This window comes from Devosia sp. (assembly GCF_965229025.1).
Classification (GTDB): Bacteria; Pseudomonadota; Alphaproteobacteria; order Rhizobiales; family Devosiaceae; genus Devosia_A.
In genome coordinates this window covers 3,203,585-3,221,469 of record NZ_OZ245853.1, presented here as the reverse complement: position 1 = coordinate 3,221,469, position 17,885 = coordinate 3,203,585, and the positions used below count along the sequence as shown (strand labels likewise).

The window sequence follows — 17,885 nt, the reverse complement described above, 5'->3', positions numbered from 1 at the left end:
CCCGGCGCTACGCGCCGACCTCTCCCCCAAGGGAGAGGTGTCGAGGTGGCGCGATCGTGCCTCAGCTTGCCTCTCCCTTTGGGAGAGAGGTCGGCTGAAGGCCGGGTGAGGGGGCCTTACTTTCTGGATCCCGCCGGACTACGTCCGTGAGCCTCTTCCGTAACTTCATCAATGTCGGGCTGCTGACCACCGGCAGCCGGGTCCTCGGCTTTGTGCGTGATGCGCTGGTCGCGGCAGTGCTCGGCACTGGCCCCGCCGCCGACGCCTACCTGGCCGCCTTCCGTTTCCCCAATCTCTTCCGGCGCCTCTTCGCCGAAGGGGCCTTCAACACCGCGTTTATCCCGCTCTTTGCCAAGGCCATCGAGCAGGAAGGGATGGAACCCGCCCGGCTCTGGGCTGCGCGTATCATGAGCTGGCTGGTCGCGGTGGTGCTGGTCGTCACCGTCTTTGCCGAAATCGCCATGCCGTGGGTGCTGGCGCCGTTCGTTCCGGGCTTCCTCAACGATCCGGCCAAATACGAGCTGACGGTTCTCCTCACCCGGATCTGCTTTCCTTACCTCATGTGTATGTCGTTGATGGCCGCCTATGCGGCGATCCTCAACGGGCTGGGGAAGTTTTCGGCCGCGGCCTTCGCGCCGATCCTGCTCAACATTGTCATGATCGCCTTCATGGCGCCGCTGGTGCTCTGGCCAAACACCGATGTGCAAACCGCCATCTGGATCGCCATCGGCACGATCGCGGGCGGCATCGCACAGCTGGCGCTGGTCTATGCCGCCATCCGGCGCGCCGGCTTCGTGCCCCGCCTGCACTGGCCCAAGTTCGATGCCGATGTGAAGCGCTTCTGGATTCTCGCCATCCCGGCCGTGATCGCCGGCGGCATCACCCAGGTTAACATCTTCGTTGGCACCATCATCGCCTCATCCGCCGACAGCGCCATCGCCTATCTCTATTATGCAGATCGGCTCTACCAGTTGCCGCTCGGCATCATCGGCATCGCCATCGGCACTGTGCTGCTGCCCGAACTCTCACGGCATTTGAAGGGTGGGCGCGCCAAGGAAGCCGACGCGGCGCAGAACCAGTCGCTGCTGCTCTCGATGTTCCTGTCGATGCCCGCCGCCACCGCGTTGATCGCACTCTCGGTGCCCATCGTCCGCGTGCTGTTCCAGCGCGGCGCCTTCAGCGGCATCGATACGCTCGAAACCGCCAACACCCTGATCTGGTTCTCGGCGGGCCTTCCCGCCTATGTCTTGATCCGCGTGCTGCAGCCGGGCTTTTTCGCCCGCGAAGACACCCGCACCCCGACCGCTTTCGCCGGCATATCTGTGGTCATCAACATCGTCTTCTCGCTCGCCCTGTTCCCGTTTCTCGCCCATGTCGGCATCGCCATAGCGACCTCCGTTGCGGCTTGGGCGAACGCCGCGCTCCTCGCCATCTGGCTCGGTCGTCGTGGCCATTTCCGCCTCGCTTCCAGCGAATGGCGCCGGCACTTCCTGATCATTGCCATTTCGGTCGCCATGGCCGCAATGCTGTGGGGGCTGGCCATTCCGCTCGCGCCGTTCTTTGCCGTCGATGCGCCGCTCATCGTACAACTGCTGGCGCTCGGCGGTCTCGTCACCCTTGGGCTCGCGGTCTATTTCGGCCTTGCCCATGTTTCGGGCGCCCAGCGGCTCGATCTCGTGCTCAATCGCTTGCGGCGCCGGGGCTCGAAAGGGTAAAGCCTTCCCCGTTCAGCTTTCGGGATCATCATGGCCTTCATCCCTCGCGTCTTTTCCGGCATCAAGCCCTCCGGCGATCTGCACCTTGGCAACTATCTTGGCGCTATCCGCCGCTTCGTGCCGCTGCAGCAGACCCACGAGACGATCTATTGCGTCGTCGATATGCACGCCATCACCGTCTGGCAGGAGCCCGAAGACCTGCGCCGCTGGACCTATGAGATCGCCGCCGCCTATATCGCGTCCGGGCTCGATCCCAAAAAGTCGATCATCTTCAACCAGTCACAGGTCGTCGAGCACGCCGAACTCGGTTGGATCTTCAACTGCGTGGCGCGCGTCGGCTGGATGATGCGCATGACTCAGTTCAAGGACAAGGCGGGCGGCGAAGGCGGCGAAAACTCAGAAGCCGTGTCACTGGGCCTTTTTGCCTATCCTTCGCTGATGGCGGCCGATATCCTGCTCTACAAAGCTACGGGCGTGCCGGTCGGTGACGATCAGAAGCAGCACCTCGAGCTGACGCGCGATATCGCCAAGAAGTTCAACCACGATTTCCGCAAGCAGATCAAAGGGCTGGGCTTTGACGAGGACTATTTCCCGCTGACCGATACTCTGGTCACAGGTCCCGCCACGCGCGTCATGAGTCTCAAGGACGGCAAGAAGAAGATGTCAAAGTCCGACGCATCGGACATGTCGACCATCTACATGATGGACGATGCCGACACGATCTCGAAAAAGATCAAGCGCGCCACCACCGACCCCGAGTCCCTGCCAACCGAGGCTGCCGGCCTCGAAGGCCGCGCCGAGGCCGCCAATCTCGTCGCCATCTATGCCTCGCTGGCCGATCAGAGCGTCGATCAGGTGCTGGCCGAGTTCGGCGGCTCCGGTTGGGGCAAGTTCAAGCCGGCCCTAGCCGATCTCGCCGTTTCCGTCCTCTCCCCCATTGCCGGCGAGATGCGCCGGCTGGTGGGCGACCGGGCCGAGATGGATAAGATCCTCCGCGACGGCGCTGACCGCGCCCGCGCCATCGCCATCCCGCACATGGATGAAATCCGACAGATCGTCGGCTTTGTCCGCTGACTTGCTGGCAGGGCCTCGTTCTGGGACAATGATACCAATGTCAGATGGGGTGCGGCGCCTTGGCTGAGAGCGAACAGAGTTCGAAGCGGAAGTTTCTTGTCGTCATCGACGACACGCCCGAGTCCGACCGGGCCATCACCTTTGCGGCCAACCGGGTGCACCGGGTTGGCGGCACTGTAGTATTGCTGGCGGTCATCGAAACCCAGGATTTTGCGCAGTTCCTCGGTGTCGAGGAAGTCATGCGCGCCGAGGCCCGGGAAAACGCTGAGCGCCTGCTTGATGCGCGCCTGGCACGCATTTCAGCCATCGGCGATATCCGGACCGAAACGGTGATCCGCGAAGGCGACCTCCGTGAGGAGATCGAAAAGGTCGTCGCTGCGGACTCGGGCATCGGTATCCTCGTCCTCGCCGCCTCGAGCGCCAAGGAAGGCCCCGGCCAGCTCATCACCGATTTCGCCACCCGCGCCGCCACGAGTGCCCTGCCGGTGATCGTCACCATCATCCCCGGCACCATGAGTGACGACGAGATCATTGCGGCAACGTGATGGATGTGATGCCTTGCAATCTGTGGTTCAAAATCCTATTTTAGAACCATTCTAACGCGAACTTGCGGATCCCAACATGTTCATCCAGACCGAATCGACACCCAATCCGGCAACCCTGAAGTTCCTGCCCGGTCGCGACGTCGTCGTGGGTGAGCCGCGCGATTTCCGCACGTCCGAGTCGGCCGGCATTTCACCACTCGCCACCGCACTCTTCGAAGTTCCGGGTGTGGAAGGTGTCTTCCTCGGGTCCGATTTCATCTCCGTAACCAAGGATAGCGCCGAGTGGAGCCATATCAAGCCGGCCATCCTCGGCGTCATCATGGAGCATTTCCTCTCCGGCAAGCCCGTCATCGCCGATGGCACTGCTGAGCAGGAAACAGGCGACGAGTTCTTTGAAGAGTCCGATTCCGAGACCGTCGAAGTGATCAAGGAACTGCTCGCCACCCGCGTGCGTCCAGCGGTCGCCATGGATGGCGGCGATATCACCTTCAAGGGCTTCAAGGAGGGCACCGTGTTCCTCCACATGCAGGGCGCCTGCTCGGGCTGCCCGTCATCGACGGCGACGCTCAAATCCGGCATCGAAAACCTTCTCCGCCACTTTGTGCCTGGCGTCGAGGCCGTGCAGCAGGTCTGACTGCCTAAAGCATACGCAGCTTCGAGATCTTCCCTCTCCCCTTGAGGGAGAGGGTGCCCGAAGGGCGGGTGAGGGGAAGTAGCCTCTCGACGCCGGCCATCGCTGCGCCTATCTGTCTGACCATGCACACGCCCCTCCTCGCCATCGATACTGCCGCGCCTCGCCTGCAACTGGCGCTGCTGATCGGTGACCGCGCCGACACGCTGGTCGAGGACATGGCCCAGGGCCAGGCGGAGCGGCTGATCCCGGCCATCGATGAGTTGCTGGCGCGCAATTCCATCACCTATGCGGACCTCCGCCGCATCGCCGTCACCACCGGCCCTGGCTCCTTCACCGGCCTCCGCATCGGGCTCAGCGCCGCCCGTGGCTTCGGTCTGGCGCTCGATATCCCGGTGGTTGGCGTCCCCTCGCTCCTCGCGCTCTCGCTGGCGACCCAGTGCACCCAGCTGGCGGTCCTCCTCGATGCGCGTCGGGACGAGGCCTATTTCCAGGTCTTTTCGGGTCCAGGCATTCCCGTCGGACATCCCGAACTGCTGCCAATTGCCGAGGCGCGTCGTCAGGTCCCTGTGGGCGCCGACCTCATCACCTCCGCCTTTGTCGATATCGCCGCGCTCACCCGCTTTGCAGCAACCCTCGATCCTGCTGCCTATCCGCCGGACGCAGCCTATATTCGCGACGCCGATGCCAAGGCGCAGGAAAAGTTCCGCGTCGCCCGGGTGACCCCGTCATGAAACTCTGGATGGGCCCCGCCGGCCTCCATATCGAGCCCGCCCAGACCCGGGACGCCGACACCATCGCCAAGCTCCACACCATGGGCTTTTACCGCGGCTGGCCGCGCGAGGACTTCGTCTCCTACATCGCGGGCGAGGGCACGCCGCTCTTTGTCGCCTGTGACGCCAAGCGCAAGATCGCCGGCTTTTCCATGCTTCGCATCGTCGGCGACGAGGCGGAACTCATGACCATTGCGGTCGATCCGAAGTGGCGGAAGCGCGGCGTCGGCGTGGCCCTCCTCAGAGCAATGCTCGATGACCTCCTGATGTCCACCGCCAAGCGGCTGTTCCTCGAGGTGGCGGCCGACAACGTCGCCGCCCTCCGCCTCTACGCCAAATTCGGGTTCCAGAAGGTCTCGGAACGCAAGGGCTACTACCCCCGGCCTGACGGCACCCCGGCGACCGCTATTGTCATGGCGCGCGATCTTGGGTAACCCGGATCAGGTGAGAAACGGGGACCGCCGATGAGCAAGACCGGCATCCTGACGCTCGAAGAGCAGTGTGCTGAAAAAGGCATGCGCATGACCGACCAGCGTCGCGTCATCGCGCAGGTCATTGAGCAAGCCTCAGACCATCCCGATGTCGAAGAACTCTATCGCCGCGCCAGCGCCATCGACGGCCGCATCTCGCTCTCGACCGTCTACCGCACCCTGAGCCTCTTCGAAGAAGCCGGGCTCGTCACCAAGCACGACTTCCGCGACGGCCGTGCCCGGTTCGAACCCATCCCCGACGAGCACCACGACCACCTGATCGATATCCGCACCGGCAAGGTCATCGAGTTCCGCAACGAGGAAATCGAAGCCATCCAGGAGATCATCGCCAAGCGGCTCGGCTACAAACTGGTCGATCACCGGCTCGAACTTTATGCCGTCTCCATCACCCCCGAGGACAAGCAGAAATGATCTTCCGGATCCTGTTCTTCGTCTTCGGTTATTTACCGTTCATGATTGTGTTCGTTCCTGGCCAGTTCATCATCACGCGGCTGGGCCTGAGCTGGAATTTCATCCCACGCTGGTTCCACTGGTTCGGCTGCAAATTCCTGGGCATGAACGTCACCGTCATCGGCACGCCCTCTACCAATCGCGCCACCCTGTTGGTCTCCAACCACATCTCGTGGACCGACATCATCGCCGTGGGATCGAAGGCTGATGTGACGTTCGTTGCCAAATCCGAGGTGAAAAAGTGGTTCTTCGTGAGCTTCATGGCCACCCTGCAGCGCACCCTCTATGTCGACCGCAAGAAGCGCTCAGACGCCCACCGCGCCTCACGTGAGATGGGCAAACGCATGGCTTCGGGCGGCGCCGTGCTGCTGTTTGCCGAGGGACAGTCGGATATTGGCACTCACGTGCTGCCGTTCCGCTCGGCCCTGATCGGCGCCGCGCAACACGCCATGCAGGACGCCGGTGCCGGTGAAGTAATGATCCAGCCCCTCACCATCGCCTATACCAGGCTGCAGGGCCTGCCGGTCGGCCGCACGGATCGCTCCTTCATCGCCTGGATCAAGTCCAAGTCAATAAAGCAGAATTTGACCGAAATCCTCACCGGCGGCACCCGCGATGTGACCCTGGCATTCGGCACGCCACAGGTGCTGAGCGCAGGGTCTGACCGCAAGCTTGTGGCCAGGCAGATGGAAACCGAAGTCCGCCGGATGCTGGTCGCGCTCAATCGCGGCACGGCGCTGCCTACGGCGACGACCCCCGCCGAATAGGCGATAACGCGCCTTCCTTCACAGGGCCTCTGGTTGGGTGTATTGACCCCGCCATGACCGAGACCCTGATCCCAACCAAGAAGCTGTTCATCAAGACCTACGGGTGCCAGATGAACGTCTATGACAGCGACCGCATGGCGGACGCGCTGGCGCCGCACGGCTATGAGCCGGTGCAGGTCATGGAAGATGCCGATCTCGTTGTTCTAAACACCTGTCACATCCGGGAAAAAGCCTCAGAGAAGGTGTTCTCAGAACTCGGCCGCCTGCGCGATCTGCGCGAGGAGCGGCGGGCCAACGGGCAGGATCTGATGATCGGGGTGGCCGGTTGTGTGGCGCAGGCCGAGGGCGAGGAGATCGTCCGGCGCGCGCCATCGGTGGACCTGGTGTTCGGGCCCCAGAGCTATCACCGGCTTCCGGAGCTGATTGCCCGTGCGCACAACGGCGCGCGCGTGGTTGAAACCGAGTTTCCAACGGAAGACAAGTTTGAGCACCTGCCGCCAGCGAAGAAAGAAGTGACGCTGGCACGGGGACTTACGGCGTTTTTGACAGTGCAGGAGGGTTGCGACAAGTTCTGCTCTTTCTGCGTTGTCCCCTATACGCGCGGCACCGAGGTCAGCCGGCCGCTGGAGCAGGTGCTGCGCGAGGCAGCGAACTTGGCAGAGGCAGGAGTGCGTGAGCTGACACTGCTCGGCCAAAACGTCAATGCTTACCATGGGTTGGATGCCAAAGGGCGGAGCGTTGCGCTCGGCGAACTCTGCTATCGGTTGGCCGAAATCCCCGGCATTGCCCGCATCCGCTATACCACCAGCCACCCGCTCGACATGACCGATGAGCTGATCGAGGCGCATCGTGATCTCGCTGCGCTGATGCCCTATCTGCACCTGCCGGTGCAGTCGGGATCTGACCGGGTGCTCAAGGCGATGAACCGCCGCCACACCCGCGCCATCTACATGAACACGATCCAACGGATCATGGCCGCCAAACCGGACATGGCGCTGTCGGGCGACTTCATCGTCGGCTTTCCCGGCGAGACCGATGCTGAATTCGAAGAGACGCTGTCGATCGTCAAAGAGGTCGGCTACGCCTCGGCTTATACCTTCAAATACTCCTCCCGCCCCGGCACGCCCGGCGCGACGATGCAGGATCAAGTCCCCGAAGCGGTCAAGACCGAGCGGCTCACCCGGCTCAATGACCAGATCAACCTTCAGATGCACGCCTTCCATCGTTCCGTGGTCGGCAAGACCCTGCCGGTGCTGATCGAGAAGGTCGGGCGGCAGGCAGGCCAGATCGGCGGCCGCTCGCCCTACCTTCAGGCCGTGCACATGGATGGCCCGGCGCGGCTGATCGGCCAGATCGTGCCGGTCGAAATCATCGAGGCGCGAAATAATTCACTGGTTGGTAAGATTGTCACAGTCGGGGAACCGAATTCTGCTAGCGTTGTTGAGTCTCGCGCACAGGCGGCCCATATTTGAAGGGGTCCGCTATAAGGAGCCCCAGAGATTTGAGCAGGTACGTGTCCCCGACGTCCGATAACGCCCATTCCTCCCAGCTAGAACTCGCTTTCGAAGACAACAAGCTCGCCGCGCAACTCTACGGCGATTTCGACCAGAACCTCGCTCTGATCGAACAGCGGCTCAGCGTCCAGGCGACGCCCCGCGGCAACCACGTCATGCTCCGTGGCTCGGCCTCAGCGGTCGACCAGGGCCGGCGCGTCCTCGAATCGCTGTACGGGCTGCTCGAGGAGGGTCAACCGATCGACATCGCCAATGTCGACACCATGATCCGCATGATCGAGACCGAGGACAGCCAACTGGTGCTGCCGACGCTCGAAAAGAAGGGCAAGGTGCGCATGGCGCAGATCGCAACCCGCAAGGCGACGATTGTTGCCCGCACGCCCGCCCAGGACGCCTATATGCGCGCCATGGACCGGGCCGAGTTGGTGTTCGGCGTGGGCCCCGCCGGTACCGGCAAGACTTATCTGGCGGTCGCCCATGCCGCGACCCTGCTGGAACGCGGCGACATCAATCGCATCATCCTCTCCCGTCCGGCTGTTGAAGCCGGTGAGCGCCTGGGCTTCCTCCCCGGCGACATGAAGGACAAGGTCGACCCCTATCTCCGCCCGCTCTATGACGCGCTCTACGACATGATGCGTCCCGAGCATGTGGAACGCTGCATCACCTCGGGCATGATCGAAGTCGCTCCGCTCGCCTTCATGCGCGGCCGCACACTTGCCAATGCCGTGGTGATCCTCGACGAGGCGCAGAACACCACCTCAATGCAGATGAAGATGTTTCTGACCCGCCTGGGTGAGAACTCCAAGATGATCGTCACCGGCGACCCGACCCAGGTCGACCTGCCGCGTGGTGAAAAGTCAGGTCTGGTCGAAGCGATTGGCCTGCTTGACGGCGTCGAAGGCGTGCACATCTCGCGCTTCAACGACAAGGACGTGGTGCGCCACGCGCTGGTCGGCCGCATCGTTCGCGCCTACGAAGCCGATACCGCCAGGCGGCTGAGCGAACAGGCGGCGCCGAAAGCCTGATGTCGTCGCCGCTGGAGATTGCGTTCTCGGTCAATGCCGGGGACTGGCCCGATGGGCTCGAACCGATTGCCAACACCGCCATTCTTGAGGCGCTGAAGCAATCGAAAGCCAAGGTCAAAGGCGTCGCCGAAGTTTCGGTCGTTTTGACCGACGACGAGGAACAGCACGAGTTGAACCGCCAATGGCGCGGTGTCGACAAATCGACCAATGTGCTGAGCTTCCCGCAGATCGAGCCGTTCGGTCCGGTGATGGGCTTGCTTGGCGATATCACCTTCGCCCGTGAAACGGTGGGCCAAGAAGCCCAAGAGATGGGGATCACTCTCGAAGCCCATTTCACCCACCTCGTGGTGCACGGCTTCCTTCATCTTCTGGGTTACGACCATATCGAGGATGACGAGGCCCTTGTCATGGAAGGGCTCGAAACCCAAATCCTTGCCACCCTCGGCATTGCCGATCCCTATGCGGATGAGTAAACTCCGCGCTTTAGCAGGAATGGAACGGCCGCCTTGCGGCCAGGAACGATGAGCGACACTGATAGTCCGACCGCGCCGCAGCGGAAGTCTGCGCCCAAACCGACCACCGAACCTCCTTCTAGTCCCGCCTCCGCGGCCCCGCGGGGGCAAAGCTGGTGGACGCGCCTGAGGGGCCTGTTGGCCCTCCGCACGGTATCGCTGCGCGACGACCTTGAAGTGGCGCTCGAGTCGGAAAGCAGCGGCGAAACCGCCGACTTCACCCAATCCGAACGCACGATCCTGAAGAACGTGCTCGACCTCGCCGACAAGCGAGTCGAGGACGTGATGATCCCGCGCGCCGATATCGAAGCGATCGAAACCACCGCCTCGCTCGGCGAACTGGTGGCGCGCTTCCGGCAGGTCGGGCACTCGCGCATGCCGGTCTATACCGACAGCCTCGACAACATCACCGGCTTCATCCACGTCAAGGATGCGCTGCGTCGCATCACCGAACCGGTAAACACGCCGGACGCGCCGGTGCCGGTCAAGCTGGTTTCGCCGCCGCTCCGCCAGAAACTCGACCGTCTCGAAATCGTGCGCCAGGTGCTGTTCGTGCCGCCGCTGATGCCGGTGGGTGACCTCTTGCAGCAGATGCAGGTCAAGCGCGTCCATATGGCTGTGGTCATCGATGAGTATGGTGGCACCGACGGCCTCGTGACCATCGAGGATCTGCTCGAAGCCGTGGTCGGCGAGATCGAGGACGAGCACGATGATGATGTCGCGCTGGTGCGCAAGGTCAATTCCAACGTCTTCATCGCTTCGGCCCGCGCCGAACTCGAAGAGGTGCGCGAGGTGATCGGCGCAGATTTCGACCCCGGCGCCCACGCCGAGGAAGTCGACACGCTCGGCGGCCTGGTGTTCGAACTGGCTGGGCACGTTCCGGCCAAGGGCGAAATCGTCAGCGGCATCAAGGGGTTCGAGTTCGAAATCCTGCAGTCCGACAGCCGCCAGGTCAAACGCGTCAGGATAAAGCGCCTGAAACAGCGCGTGCCCCGCCCACCCAAGGCGCCGCAGTCGAAGGACGCTGACGAGTCAGCGACCGCGGCGGAATAGTCAGACACTGGCATCGATGGCCCGCCTGGCTAACTAGGGCCGCTGCAGGTTGGCGAGGACGATTTCGCGCCAGATGCGCGTGGGGGTGACCCACGCGTCCGGCTTGTTGTAATGGCCGGCGAAAACGACCGCGGCAGTGTTGGCAGCCGGGCATAGCCACAGGCGCTGGCCACCATTGCCGAAGCCGGCGACCCATCTACCTGGCCCGTCAAGGGCGGGTACCGGCGTTTCGCCGATGAACCACAGGCGCCCATAGCCGAGCCCATCCGCATTGATGGCCGAGGTGAACGACGCCTCGATCCAGGCCTCGGGAACGATCTGGCGCTCGCCGAGACGTCCTCCTGCCACAAGGAGTTCGCCGATCTTCAGCAGATCCCGCGCGCTGAGGCGCAAGCCCGAGGCGGCCGAGGCAACGCCGTCCGCGCCTTGCGCCCAGCTGAAATGCGTAATGCCAAGCGGGCCAAACAGCGCCTCTTCCGCAAAGCGCTGCAGCGGCATCCCAGTGCCGCGGGCAATCAGCGCGCCGATCAGGGCGACGGCGCCGCCTGAGTAGATCCAACGCGTCCCCGGCGCAGCAACGATCGGACGTTCGAGGATATACCGGTAGCGGTCAGCGGCCCGCTCCATGGCGATTTCGCTGTTTTCGGGATTTGTGTAGGGAAGGTCCTCATCCCACTCGAGCCCCATCGACATCGTCATGGCGTGTTCGACGCTGATCTTCTGCCGGTCTGCGTCATCGGCAAGGTCTGCATATTCGGGGAACTGCAGCACGATTGGACTGTCCAGCGCTGGCACCAGCCCACGGTCAAGCGCGATGCCGTAGAGCAGGCAGACGATGCTTTTAGTGACACTGCGCAGATCGTGCAGCACATCGGGGCCGAAGGTGACCTCACCAAGGGGCATGCCCCAATCCTCGTCCGCGCCGGAATAGTACTGCTCCAGCACCACGCCGCCCTCGCGGCTGACGATCACGGCGTGGAGGTAGGGCAGCAAGCCCGATTCCACTCCAGCGGCGAGCTTCCGGCTAAGGCCCGGTGTGAACCCGGCCGTCTCGGCGGCGTCCTGCGACGTAAGATGCGCCATGGTAATTTCCAATCTCTATGGGCCTACTCTGCCCAAACCGCCTGTTAAATGCGAGCCCGGGTGATCCGGCCTTGACCCCGCCCGGTTGCCCCGCGAGGTTGCCCCATGCCCCTTGATTCGAGCACTTCATGACCTGGCTCGCCGAGACCGTGATGCTAAGCCATGGCTGGCGCCGCTTCTTGATCCTCGTTGCGGCGGGAGCGGTGGCCGCGTCGTCAATTGCGCCGTTCTTCTTCCTGCCAGCGCTCTTTGTGACGCTGCCGATCTGGGTGTGGGCGCTTGATGGGGCCGAGCGGCGCCTTGGCTGGCGGCGGCTGGTCGGGCCGGCCTTCACCATCGGGTTTGCCTTCGGACTCGGCTATTTCACCGTCGCGCTTCATTGGCTGGGAGCGGCATTTCTCCAGGAAGGCGGGCTGTTCCTGCTGCTGATGCCCGTGGCGATCGTCGCCCTGGCCGCTGTGCTGGCACTGTTCTGGGGGCTGGGCAGCGCCCTGGCGCATATCTTCTGGTCGCACGGCGCGCTCCGGATCCTGACCTTCGCAACGTTCCTTGCGCTTTCAGAATATGCGCGTGGCCATCTGTTCACGGGCTTTCCGTTCGATCTTTTGGGTTATGCGCTCACCGCCAACGACCAGATGCTGCAACTCGCCTCAGTGATCGGCAGCTATGGGCTGACCTTTATGGTGGCACTGATCGCCGCCACCCCGGCGCTGATCTGGCCAGCCGACCAGCGCGGTCTGGTGCGCCGGCTGGTGCCATTCTTTCTCGCGGTCGCTGTGATCGCGGGGCAGGTCGGCTGGGGCAACTGGCGGCTGCAATCGACGGTGCTCACGCCGCGCACAGACATGAAGGTGCGCATGGTGCAGCCGATGATCCTCGCCCATGCCGACTGGGCCTCGGCCAACCCCGACGACATCGTGACGACGCTGATCACACTGTCCCAGAGCAAGCTCACCCTGTCCGATCCCGGCCTCGATGGCATCACCCAGTTGGTGTGGCCGGAATCGGTCTTTCCGTTCTTTCTCAACAATTACCCCGATGCCATCGCGCGGATTGCGCGCATGCTGCCCGACAAGACCTTGTTGCTGACAGGGGCGCCGCGCGAGGCACTCGATGAGGACGGCCTGCCGATCGCGGACAACCCCGGATACAATTCGATCCTTGCCATAAACACCAAGGGCGAGGTGGTGGCGAGCTACGACAAATCGCATCTGGTGCCATTCGGCGAGTACCTGCCGTTTCAGGATTTCTTCCGTCTGTTCGGCATCAACCAATTCGTGCCTGGCACCAACGGCTGGGCGCCAGGGGACGGCAAGCGGCTGATGAGCCCTCCCGGCTCGCCGCCGTTCCTTGCCCTGGTCTGCTACGAGGCGGTGTTTCCGGGTGACATCGGCGATCCGAAACAGGCCCAGTACATCCTCAACGTCACCAACGACGCCTGGTTCGATGGCTCGATCGGCCCGGCTCAGCACGCCCACCATGCAGCGATGCGCGCGGTCGAAACCGGGTTGCCCATGCTGCGCGCCGCCAATAGCGGGATGACGCTGGCGGTCGATCCGCTTGGCCGCATCACGGCGCAACTGGCTGCCGGAGAGCAGGGAGTGCTCGATGTCACCCCCGATGAACCGGTGCCGGGCGGCACGATTTTCAACCGCGTTGGCGACCTGCCGCTCTGGGTTGCTGTCGGGTTGGGGCTGCTGTTGGCATATATTTCGTCGCGGCGGCCAAAGCACGTTGCATGATTTCTCAACCATCGCCGCTGGGATATAAAGCTTTCTTTATATAAGCCTTGACCCTGCCCCTCCCCGGTGGCAAAGATTCTGTCAACAGGGCGATTTCTCGCCTTTTTTGGCCATTTCTGGGGGTTTCACCGTGGCACGGTCTTCCTATCTCTTCACATCGGAATCGGTTTCTGAAGGGCATCCGGACAAAGTCTGCGACCGGATCTCCGACGAGATCGTCGATCTGGTGTTCCGGGAAGCCAAAAAGGCCGGCATGGACCCGGCGCGGGTCCGCATTGCCTGCGAAACGCTGGCGACCACTAATCGCGTGGTGATCGCGGGTGAAGTGCGCGTGCCCGAAACGCTGCTGAAGCATGGCAAGGACGGCAAGGTTCTGCTCGATGCGGCCGGGCATCCGGTGGTCAATCCGGCCAAGTTCAAGTCAACGGCTCGCAAGGCCATCCGTGCCATAGGCTACGAGCAGTCGGGCTTTCACTGGAAGACCGCCAAGATCGATGTGCTGCTGCACGGCCAGTCGGCCGATATCGCCGCCGGTGTCGACGAAAGCGGCAACAAGGACGTGGGCGCCGGCGACCAGGGCATCATGTTCGGCTATGCCACGCGCGAAACGCCCGAACTGCTGCCCGCGCCGATTTACTACGCCCACAAGATCCTCGAGGCGCTGACCATCGCTCGGAAGGCCGGCGAGGGCGCTGCGATCAAGCTTGGGCCCGATGCCAAGAGCCAGGTGACGATCCGCTACGAAAACGGCAAGCCGGTGGGCGTGACGCAGATCGTTGTCTCCACCCAACATGTCGATGCGTCGCTCTCGTCGGACGATGTGCGCAAGATTGTCGAGCCCTATGTCCGCGCCTCGTTCCCCGACGGCTGGATCACCAAGGACACGGTTTGGCACGTCAACCCGACCGGTAAGTTCGTGGTGGGCGGCCCCGACGGCGATGCGGGCCTCACGGGGCGCAAGATCATTGTGGATACGTACGGCGGCGCGGCCCCGCATGGTGGCGGCGCGTTTTCGGGCAAGGATCCCACCAAGGTGGACCGCTCGGCGGCGTACGCTGCGCGCTATCTGGCGAAGAATGTTGTCGCCGCAGGACTCGCCGATCGCGCGACCATCCAGCTCAGTTATGCCATAGGCGTGGCGAAGCCGCTGTCGATCTATGTCGACTTGCACGGCACGGGCAAGGTCGACGAGGGCAAGCTCGAAACCATCCTCGGCGAAGTGTTCGACCTCTCGCCCCGCGGCATCCGCACCCACCTCGATCTCAACAAGCCGATCTACGCCAAGACCTCAGCCTATGGTCACTTCGGCCGGAAGCCGGGTCGCGATGGCTCGTTCAGCTGGGAAAAGATCGACCTGGTCCCGGCGCTGAAAGCCGCGGTGAAGGCTGCAGCCTGATCTTTTTTGTTCCCTCTCCCCTTGAGGGAGAGGGGTGCCCGAAGGGCGGGGTGAGGGGCAGTGAGATACGTCCGCTCACCCGGCGCTTGCGCGCCACCCTCTCCCTCAAGGGGAGAGGGAAAACGGAGTGCCGATGACCGACAAACCCCACCACCCGCTCAATATCGACGGCGAGCAGCGCGCGTTTTTTGGCCGCCGCTCAGGCAAGCGTTTGCACAAGGGCCAGGACCGGCTGTTCAAGGACCTCTTGCCCGAACTGGCGATCGAGCTTGGCGACAGGCAACTGGATCCGGCGGCGCTGTTCGTCGGCAAATCGGCCTATGTCATCGAGATCGGCTATGGCGGCGGTGAGCACCTGTCGCTCGAGGCGGGGCGGAACCCCGCGACCGGATATATCGGGTGCGAGGTGTTTTCGGGCGGCATCGCCAAGCTGCTGCAGCAGATCGAGGAGGACGAGCTCGAAAACATCCGGCTCTTTACCGATGACGCGCTGAAGCTGCTGGCGAAACTCCCCGACGGTTCGCTCGATGGTGCGTTTCTGCTCTATCCCGACCCCTGGCCGAAGACCCGTCACCACAAACGCCGGTTTATCTCGCCGGTAACGCTGGGTGAGTTGGCGCGAGTTCTGAAGCCGGGAGCGGTGTTTCAGGTCGCAACCGATATCGAGGACTATGCCGACTGGACGCTGGCGCACATTCTCCGCGCGCCGGCCTTCCGCTTTGCGCCGGAGCAGCCGGGCGGCTGGCACACGCCTTTCGAGGGCTGGGAGCCGACGCGCTATGAAGAAAAGGCCCGTGTCGAGGGCCGGCTGCGCAGCTTTTACATGAGCTTCACAAGGGTTTGACCGAACCCTACTGCAAGTTAATGGAACGTTTAGGCAACAGCCTATTGAAATTGTGCGTGCCCTCTAGAAAAACGGGAGGGCTGACCCACATCGGGACAAAGCAGAATCTGCACCCGCTTCCCCCTGCCGGTGCCATTCGGAGACTGACATGCCAAAAGCGCGCGCCACGCCGCCCAACTATGCGGCCATTGAAGAGCTGTTTTCGCATCGCAACAGCAAGTGGACCGCCTCGGTAGTGCTGCATCTGGGTGGTGAGACGATGCGGTTCACCGAATTGCAGCGCGATATCGGCACGATCTCGCAGAAGGCGCTGAGCGCCACTCTGCGTGCCCTCGAACGCGATGGGTTCGTCACCCGTACCAGCTTCCCCACAATTCCACCAAGGGTGGATTATGAGCTCACCGAGATCGGCGGCGAAATGCTGACGCTGCTGGAAGGTCTTGAGTCGTTTGCAGATCGCAACTGGGCGCGTGTTATCGAAGCGCGGCGCCAGTTCGATGAGCAGCAGACGGTGGTCCTGCTGCGCGCGAGCGGCCAGTAAACTGCCACTCCCGCCTGATCGGGGAGAGGTCGGACCCACTAGGGCCCTGGCCTCTCTGCCACGATCCATACAGGACGAGCCGGATGGCTCGGCCTCTTAGCGGACCGGCGGGGATGACCCGGCCGGTTCGGAGCTTGGCTTAGTCGAAGAAGTAGTCGGCGTTGGGGTACTGATCGACGACCGGCTGGTGACGGATGCCGTTGTCGACCTTGCTGAGAACGCGGGTCTGGGCAGCGTCAGCACCGGACTTCACCGGCTGCAGCGTATCTTCGTAGAAGTAAGCGAACTTCTGGCTGCCATCGGCCTGCTGGATCACGGCGCGGACGATATTGTCCGAGTTCTCGTACACGGCGACAGCGTTGACGCCCTTGTGCTGCAGAGCAGTGGTCAGGAAGTTGCCGTCGAACTTCGGGTCATCCGAAGATGCGAGAGCGGGAACGGCGAGGCCTGCAAGCAGAACGCCAGCGAGAGCAAAAGCTGAGATTTTCATTTTGATGTCCCTTTCATGGACAGAGTTGAAGTCAGTCAGGTTCAGTCGAAGAAGTAGTCGGCGTTGGGGTACTGATCGACGACCGGCTGGTGACGGATGCCGTTGTCGACCTTGCTGAGAACGCGGGTCTGGGCAGCGTCAGCACCGGACTTCACCGGCTGCAGCGTGTCCTGGTAGAAGTAGGCGAACTTTTCGCTGCCATCAGCCTGCTGGATCACGGCGCGAATGATGTTGTCCGAGTTCTCGTAGACGGCGACGGCGTTGACGCCCTTCTGCTGCAGAGCAGTGGTCAGGAAGCTGCTGTCGAACTTCGGATCATCCGAGGAGGCGAGAGCCGGGGCGGCCACGCCAGCGAGCAGAACGGCGGCAAGAGCAAAAGCTGAGAGTTTCATTTTAGAGGTCCCTTTCATGGACAGAGTGGACGTCAGTCAGGTTCAGTCGAAAAAGAAGTCTGCGTTGGGATACTGGTCAGCGACGGGCTGGGTACGGATGCCGTTGTCGACCTTGCTGAGAACGCGCGTCTGAGCGGCATCGGTGCCGGACTTCACGGGCTGCAGCGTGTCCTGGTAGAAATAGGCAAACTTGTCGGTGCCATCGGCCTGCTGGATCACGGCGCGGACGATGTTGTCCGAGTTCTCGTAGACGGCGACGGCATTGATGCCCTTGTGCTGCAGAGCGGTTGCGAGCGAGGCGCCGTCGAACGAGGAATCGTCATTGGCAAGCGTCGGAGCAGCAAGGCCGGCAAGCAGAACGGCGGCGAGTGCGATAACTGAGATCTTCATTTCCAAGTCCCTTTCGTTGGTTGGACAACAGGGAAATCGTACTGATCGGTTCGATCCGCAAGGGGGTGAATTTTTGCGGCCAGCCCTTGAAAAGATATAATCAATGCAGAGGGTTACGCGGGGGGATGCTGGTTGCCTTGCTGCCAGTCGGTAGCCCAAAAGGGGGTAGGTTTCGTTTTGGATACGGTACGGCAGCCGGGGCTTTGACGGCGATTCCAGACCCCGCTTCGGGGGCAAACCGACACGAAAGCGTCACACGGGAGAGCTGCAGTCGACGCTTGCAACGGAGCGAAAACACTCGGCTGTGATCAGCATTAAAAAATGGAAAGGCCCCGAATTATGGTTTCCAAGGCCTTAAAAACGGTCCCGATTGCGCCATCGGACGCGCAATAACTGCTTTCGACTGGCGAAAAGTCACAGACTTCTGCTGAAAAGCTGTGCTGGAGCTGTTCCCGGG

At 62.6% G+C, this 17,885-nt stretch carries 20 protein-coding genes; 16 read left to right on the top strand and 4 right to left on the bottom strand.

Annotation, left to right across the window (positions count from 1 at the left end):
- The first annotated feature begins 146 nt into the window (after positions 1-146).
- The 12 genes from murJ to ACO06J_RS15540 all read left to right on the top strand — a co-directional run bounded on the left by murJ (position 147) and on the right by ACO06J_RS15540 (position 10,550).
- Positions 147-1,715, top strand: coding sequence for a murein biosynthesis integral membrane protein MurJ (gene murJ / locus ACO06J_RS15595; RefSeq protein WP_421761636.1), 1,569 nt, complete (start codon positions 147-149; stop codon positions 1,713-1,715).
- Positions 1,716-1,742: 27 nt separating this feature from the next.
- Positions 1,743-2,789 carry a tryptophan--tRNA ligase gene (trpS, locus tag ACO06J_RS15590; protein WP_421762524.1) on the top strand — a complete coding sequence of 349 codons (1,047 nt, stop codon included), beginning with the start codon at positions 1,743-1,745 and terminating at the stop codon, positions 2,787-2,789.
- A 59-nt stretch (positions 2,790-2,848) separates the two neighbouring features.
- Positions 2,849-3,334, top strand: a complete 486-nt coding sequence (locus ACO06J_RS15585) for a universal stress protein (protein ID WP_421761635.1) — start codon at positions 2,849-2,851, stop codon at positions 3,332-3,334.
- A 76-nt stretch (positions 3,335-3,410) separates the two neighbouring features.
- Positions 3,411-3,968, top strand: coding sequence for a NifU family protein (locus ACO06J_RS15580; RefSeq protein ID WP_421761634.1), 558 nt, complete (start codon positions 3,411-3,413; stop codon positions 3,966-3,968).
- A gap of 122 nt (positions 3,969-4,090) precedes the next feature.
- Positions 4,091-4,699 (top strand): tRNA (adenosine(37)-N6)-threonylcarbamoyltransferase complex dimerization subunit type 1 TsaB, encoded by a 609-nt coding sequence (tsaB, locus tag ACO06J_RS15575; RefSeq protein ID WP_421761633.1) that lies wholly within the window; start codon positions 4,091-4,093, stop codon positions 4,697-4,699.
- Positions 4,696-5,172 carry a ribosomal protein S18-alanine N-acetyltransferase gene (gene rimI / locus ACO06J_RS15570; RefSeq protein ID WP_421761632.1) on the top strand — a complete coding sequence of 159 codons (477 nt, stop codon included), beginning with the start codon at positions 4,696-4,698 and terminating at the stop codon, positions 5,170-5,172. The genes tsaB and rimI overlap by 4 nt, the downstream gene beginning before the upstream one ends.
- A 30-nt stretch (positions 5,173-5,202) precedes the next feature.
- Complete coding sequence (locus tag ACO06J_RS15565; RefSeq protein ID WP_421761631.1) at positions 5,203-5,640, top strand: Fur family transcriptional regulator; 438 nt, start codon at positions 5,203-5,205, stop codon at positions 5,638-5,640.
- Complete coding sequence (locus tag ACO06J_RS15560) at positions 5,637-6,446, top strand: lysophospholipid acyltransferase family protein (RefSeq protein WP_421761630.1); 810 nt, start codon at positions 5,637-5,639, stop codon at positions 6,444-6,446. Before ACO06J_RS15565 ends, ACO06J_RS15560 begins: the two co-directional genes overlap by 4 nt.
- 53 nt (positions 6,447-6,499) lie before the next feature.
- Complete coding sequence (gene miaB, locus ACO06J_RS15555; protein WP_421761629.1) at positions 6,500-7,918, top strand: tRNA (N6-isopentenyl adenosine(37)-C2)-methylthiotransferase MiaB; 1,419 nt, start codon at positions 6,500-6,502, stop codon at positions 7,916-7,918.
- 29 nt (positions 7,919-7,947) lie between these two features.
- Complete coding sequence (locus ACO06J_RS15550) at positions 7,948-8,985, top strand: PhoH family protein (RefSeq protein WP_421761628.1); 1,038 nt, start codon at positions 7,948-7,950, stop codon at positions 8,983-8,985.
- A complete protein-coding gene (gene ybeY, locus ACO06J_RS15545) occupies positions 8,985-9,458 on the top strand; it encodes an rRNA maturation RNase YbeY (RefSeq protein ID WP_421761627.1) in 474 nt (157 codons plus the stop codon). The genes ACO06J_RS15550 and ybeY overlap by 1 nt, the downstream gene beginning before the upstream one ends.
- 177 nt (positions 9,459-9,635) lie before the next feature.
- The gene (locus ACO06J_RS15540) at positions 9,636-10,550 is read left to right on the top strand and encodes a hemolysin family protein (RefSeq protein ID WP_421761626.1); all 915 of its coding nucleotides are present in this window, start codon (positions 9,636-9,638) and stop codon (positions 10,548-10,550) included.
- A 33-nt stretch (positions 10,551-10,583) separates the two neighbouring features.
- Here ACO06J_RS15540 and ACO06J_RS15535 read toward each other — a convergent pair whose 3' ends face one another.
- Entirely contained in the window at positions 10,584-11,633 is a 1,050-nt protein-coding gene (locus ACO06J_RS15535; RefSeq protein ID WP_421761625.1) for a serine hydrolase domain-containing protein, read from the bottom strand.
- A 128-nt stretch (positions 11,634-11,761) separates the two neighbouring features.
- Between ACO06J_RS15535 and lnt the strand changes: the two genes are divergently transcribed.
- The 4 genes from lnt (at position 11,762) to ACO06J_RS15515 (ending at position 16,156) form a co-directional block, all read left to right on the top strand.
- Entirely contained in the window at positions 11,762-13,375 is a 1,614-nt protein-coding gene (gene lnt, locus ACO06J_RS15530; protein WP_421761624.1) for an apolipoprotein N-acyltransferase, read from the top strand.
- A 130-nt stretch (positions 13,376-13,505) separates the two neighbouring features.
- Positions 13,506-14,771 (top strand): methionine adenosyltransferase, encoded by a 1,266-nt coding sequence (gene metK, locus ACO06J_RS15525; RefSeq protein WP_421761623.1) that lies wholly within the window; start codon positions 13,506-13,508, stop codon positions 14,769-14,771.
- A gap of 133 nt (positions 14,772-14,904) precedes the next feature.
- Positions 14,905-15,615, top strand: coding sequence for a tRNA (guanosine(46)-N7)-methyltransferase TrmB (gene trmB / locus ACO06J_RS15520; protein WP_421761622.1), 711 nt, complete (start codon positions 14,905-14,907; stop codon positions 15,613-15,615).
- A gap of 148 nt (positions 15,616-15,763) precedes the next feature.
- On the top strand, positions 15,764-16,156 hold the full coding sequence (locus tag ACO06J_RS15515) for a winged helix-turn-helix transcriptional regulator (protein ID WP_421761621.1): 393 nt from the start codon (positions 15,764-15,766) through the stop codon (positions 16,154-16,156).
- A 139-nt stretch (positions 16,157-16,295) separates the two neighbouring features.
- Here the strand turns inward: ACO06J_RS15515 and ACO06J_RS15510 are convergent, their stop codons facing one another.
- Genes ACO06J_RS15510 through ACO06J_RS15500 form a run of 3 tightly spaced genes read right to left on the bottom strand, consistent with a single transcriptional unit; the run spans position 16,296 to position 17,428 of the window.
- Complete coding sequence (locus tag ACO06J_RS15510; protein ID WP_421761620.1) at positions 16,296-16,646, bottom strand: hypothetical protein; 351 nt, start codon at positions 16,644-16,646, stop codon at positions 16,296-16,298.
- Between the two features lie 41 nt (positions 16,647-16,687).
- Positions 16,688-17,038 (bottom strand): hypothetical protein, encoded by a 351-nt coding sequence (locus tag ACO06J_RS15505; protein ID WP_421761619.1) that lies wholly within the window; start codon positions 17,036-17,038, stop codon positions 16,688-16,690.
- Between the two features lie 42 nt (positions 17,039-17,080).
- Positions 17,081-17,428 (bottom strand): hypothetical protein, encoded by a 348-nt coding sequence (locus tag ACO06J_RS15500; protein WP_421761618.1) that lies wholly within the window; start codon positions 17,426-17,428, stop codon positions 17,081-17,083.
- Between the last annotated feature and the right edge of the window lie 457 nt (positions 17,429-17,885).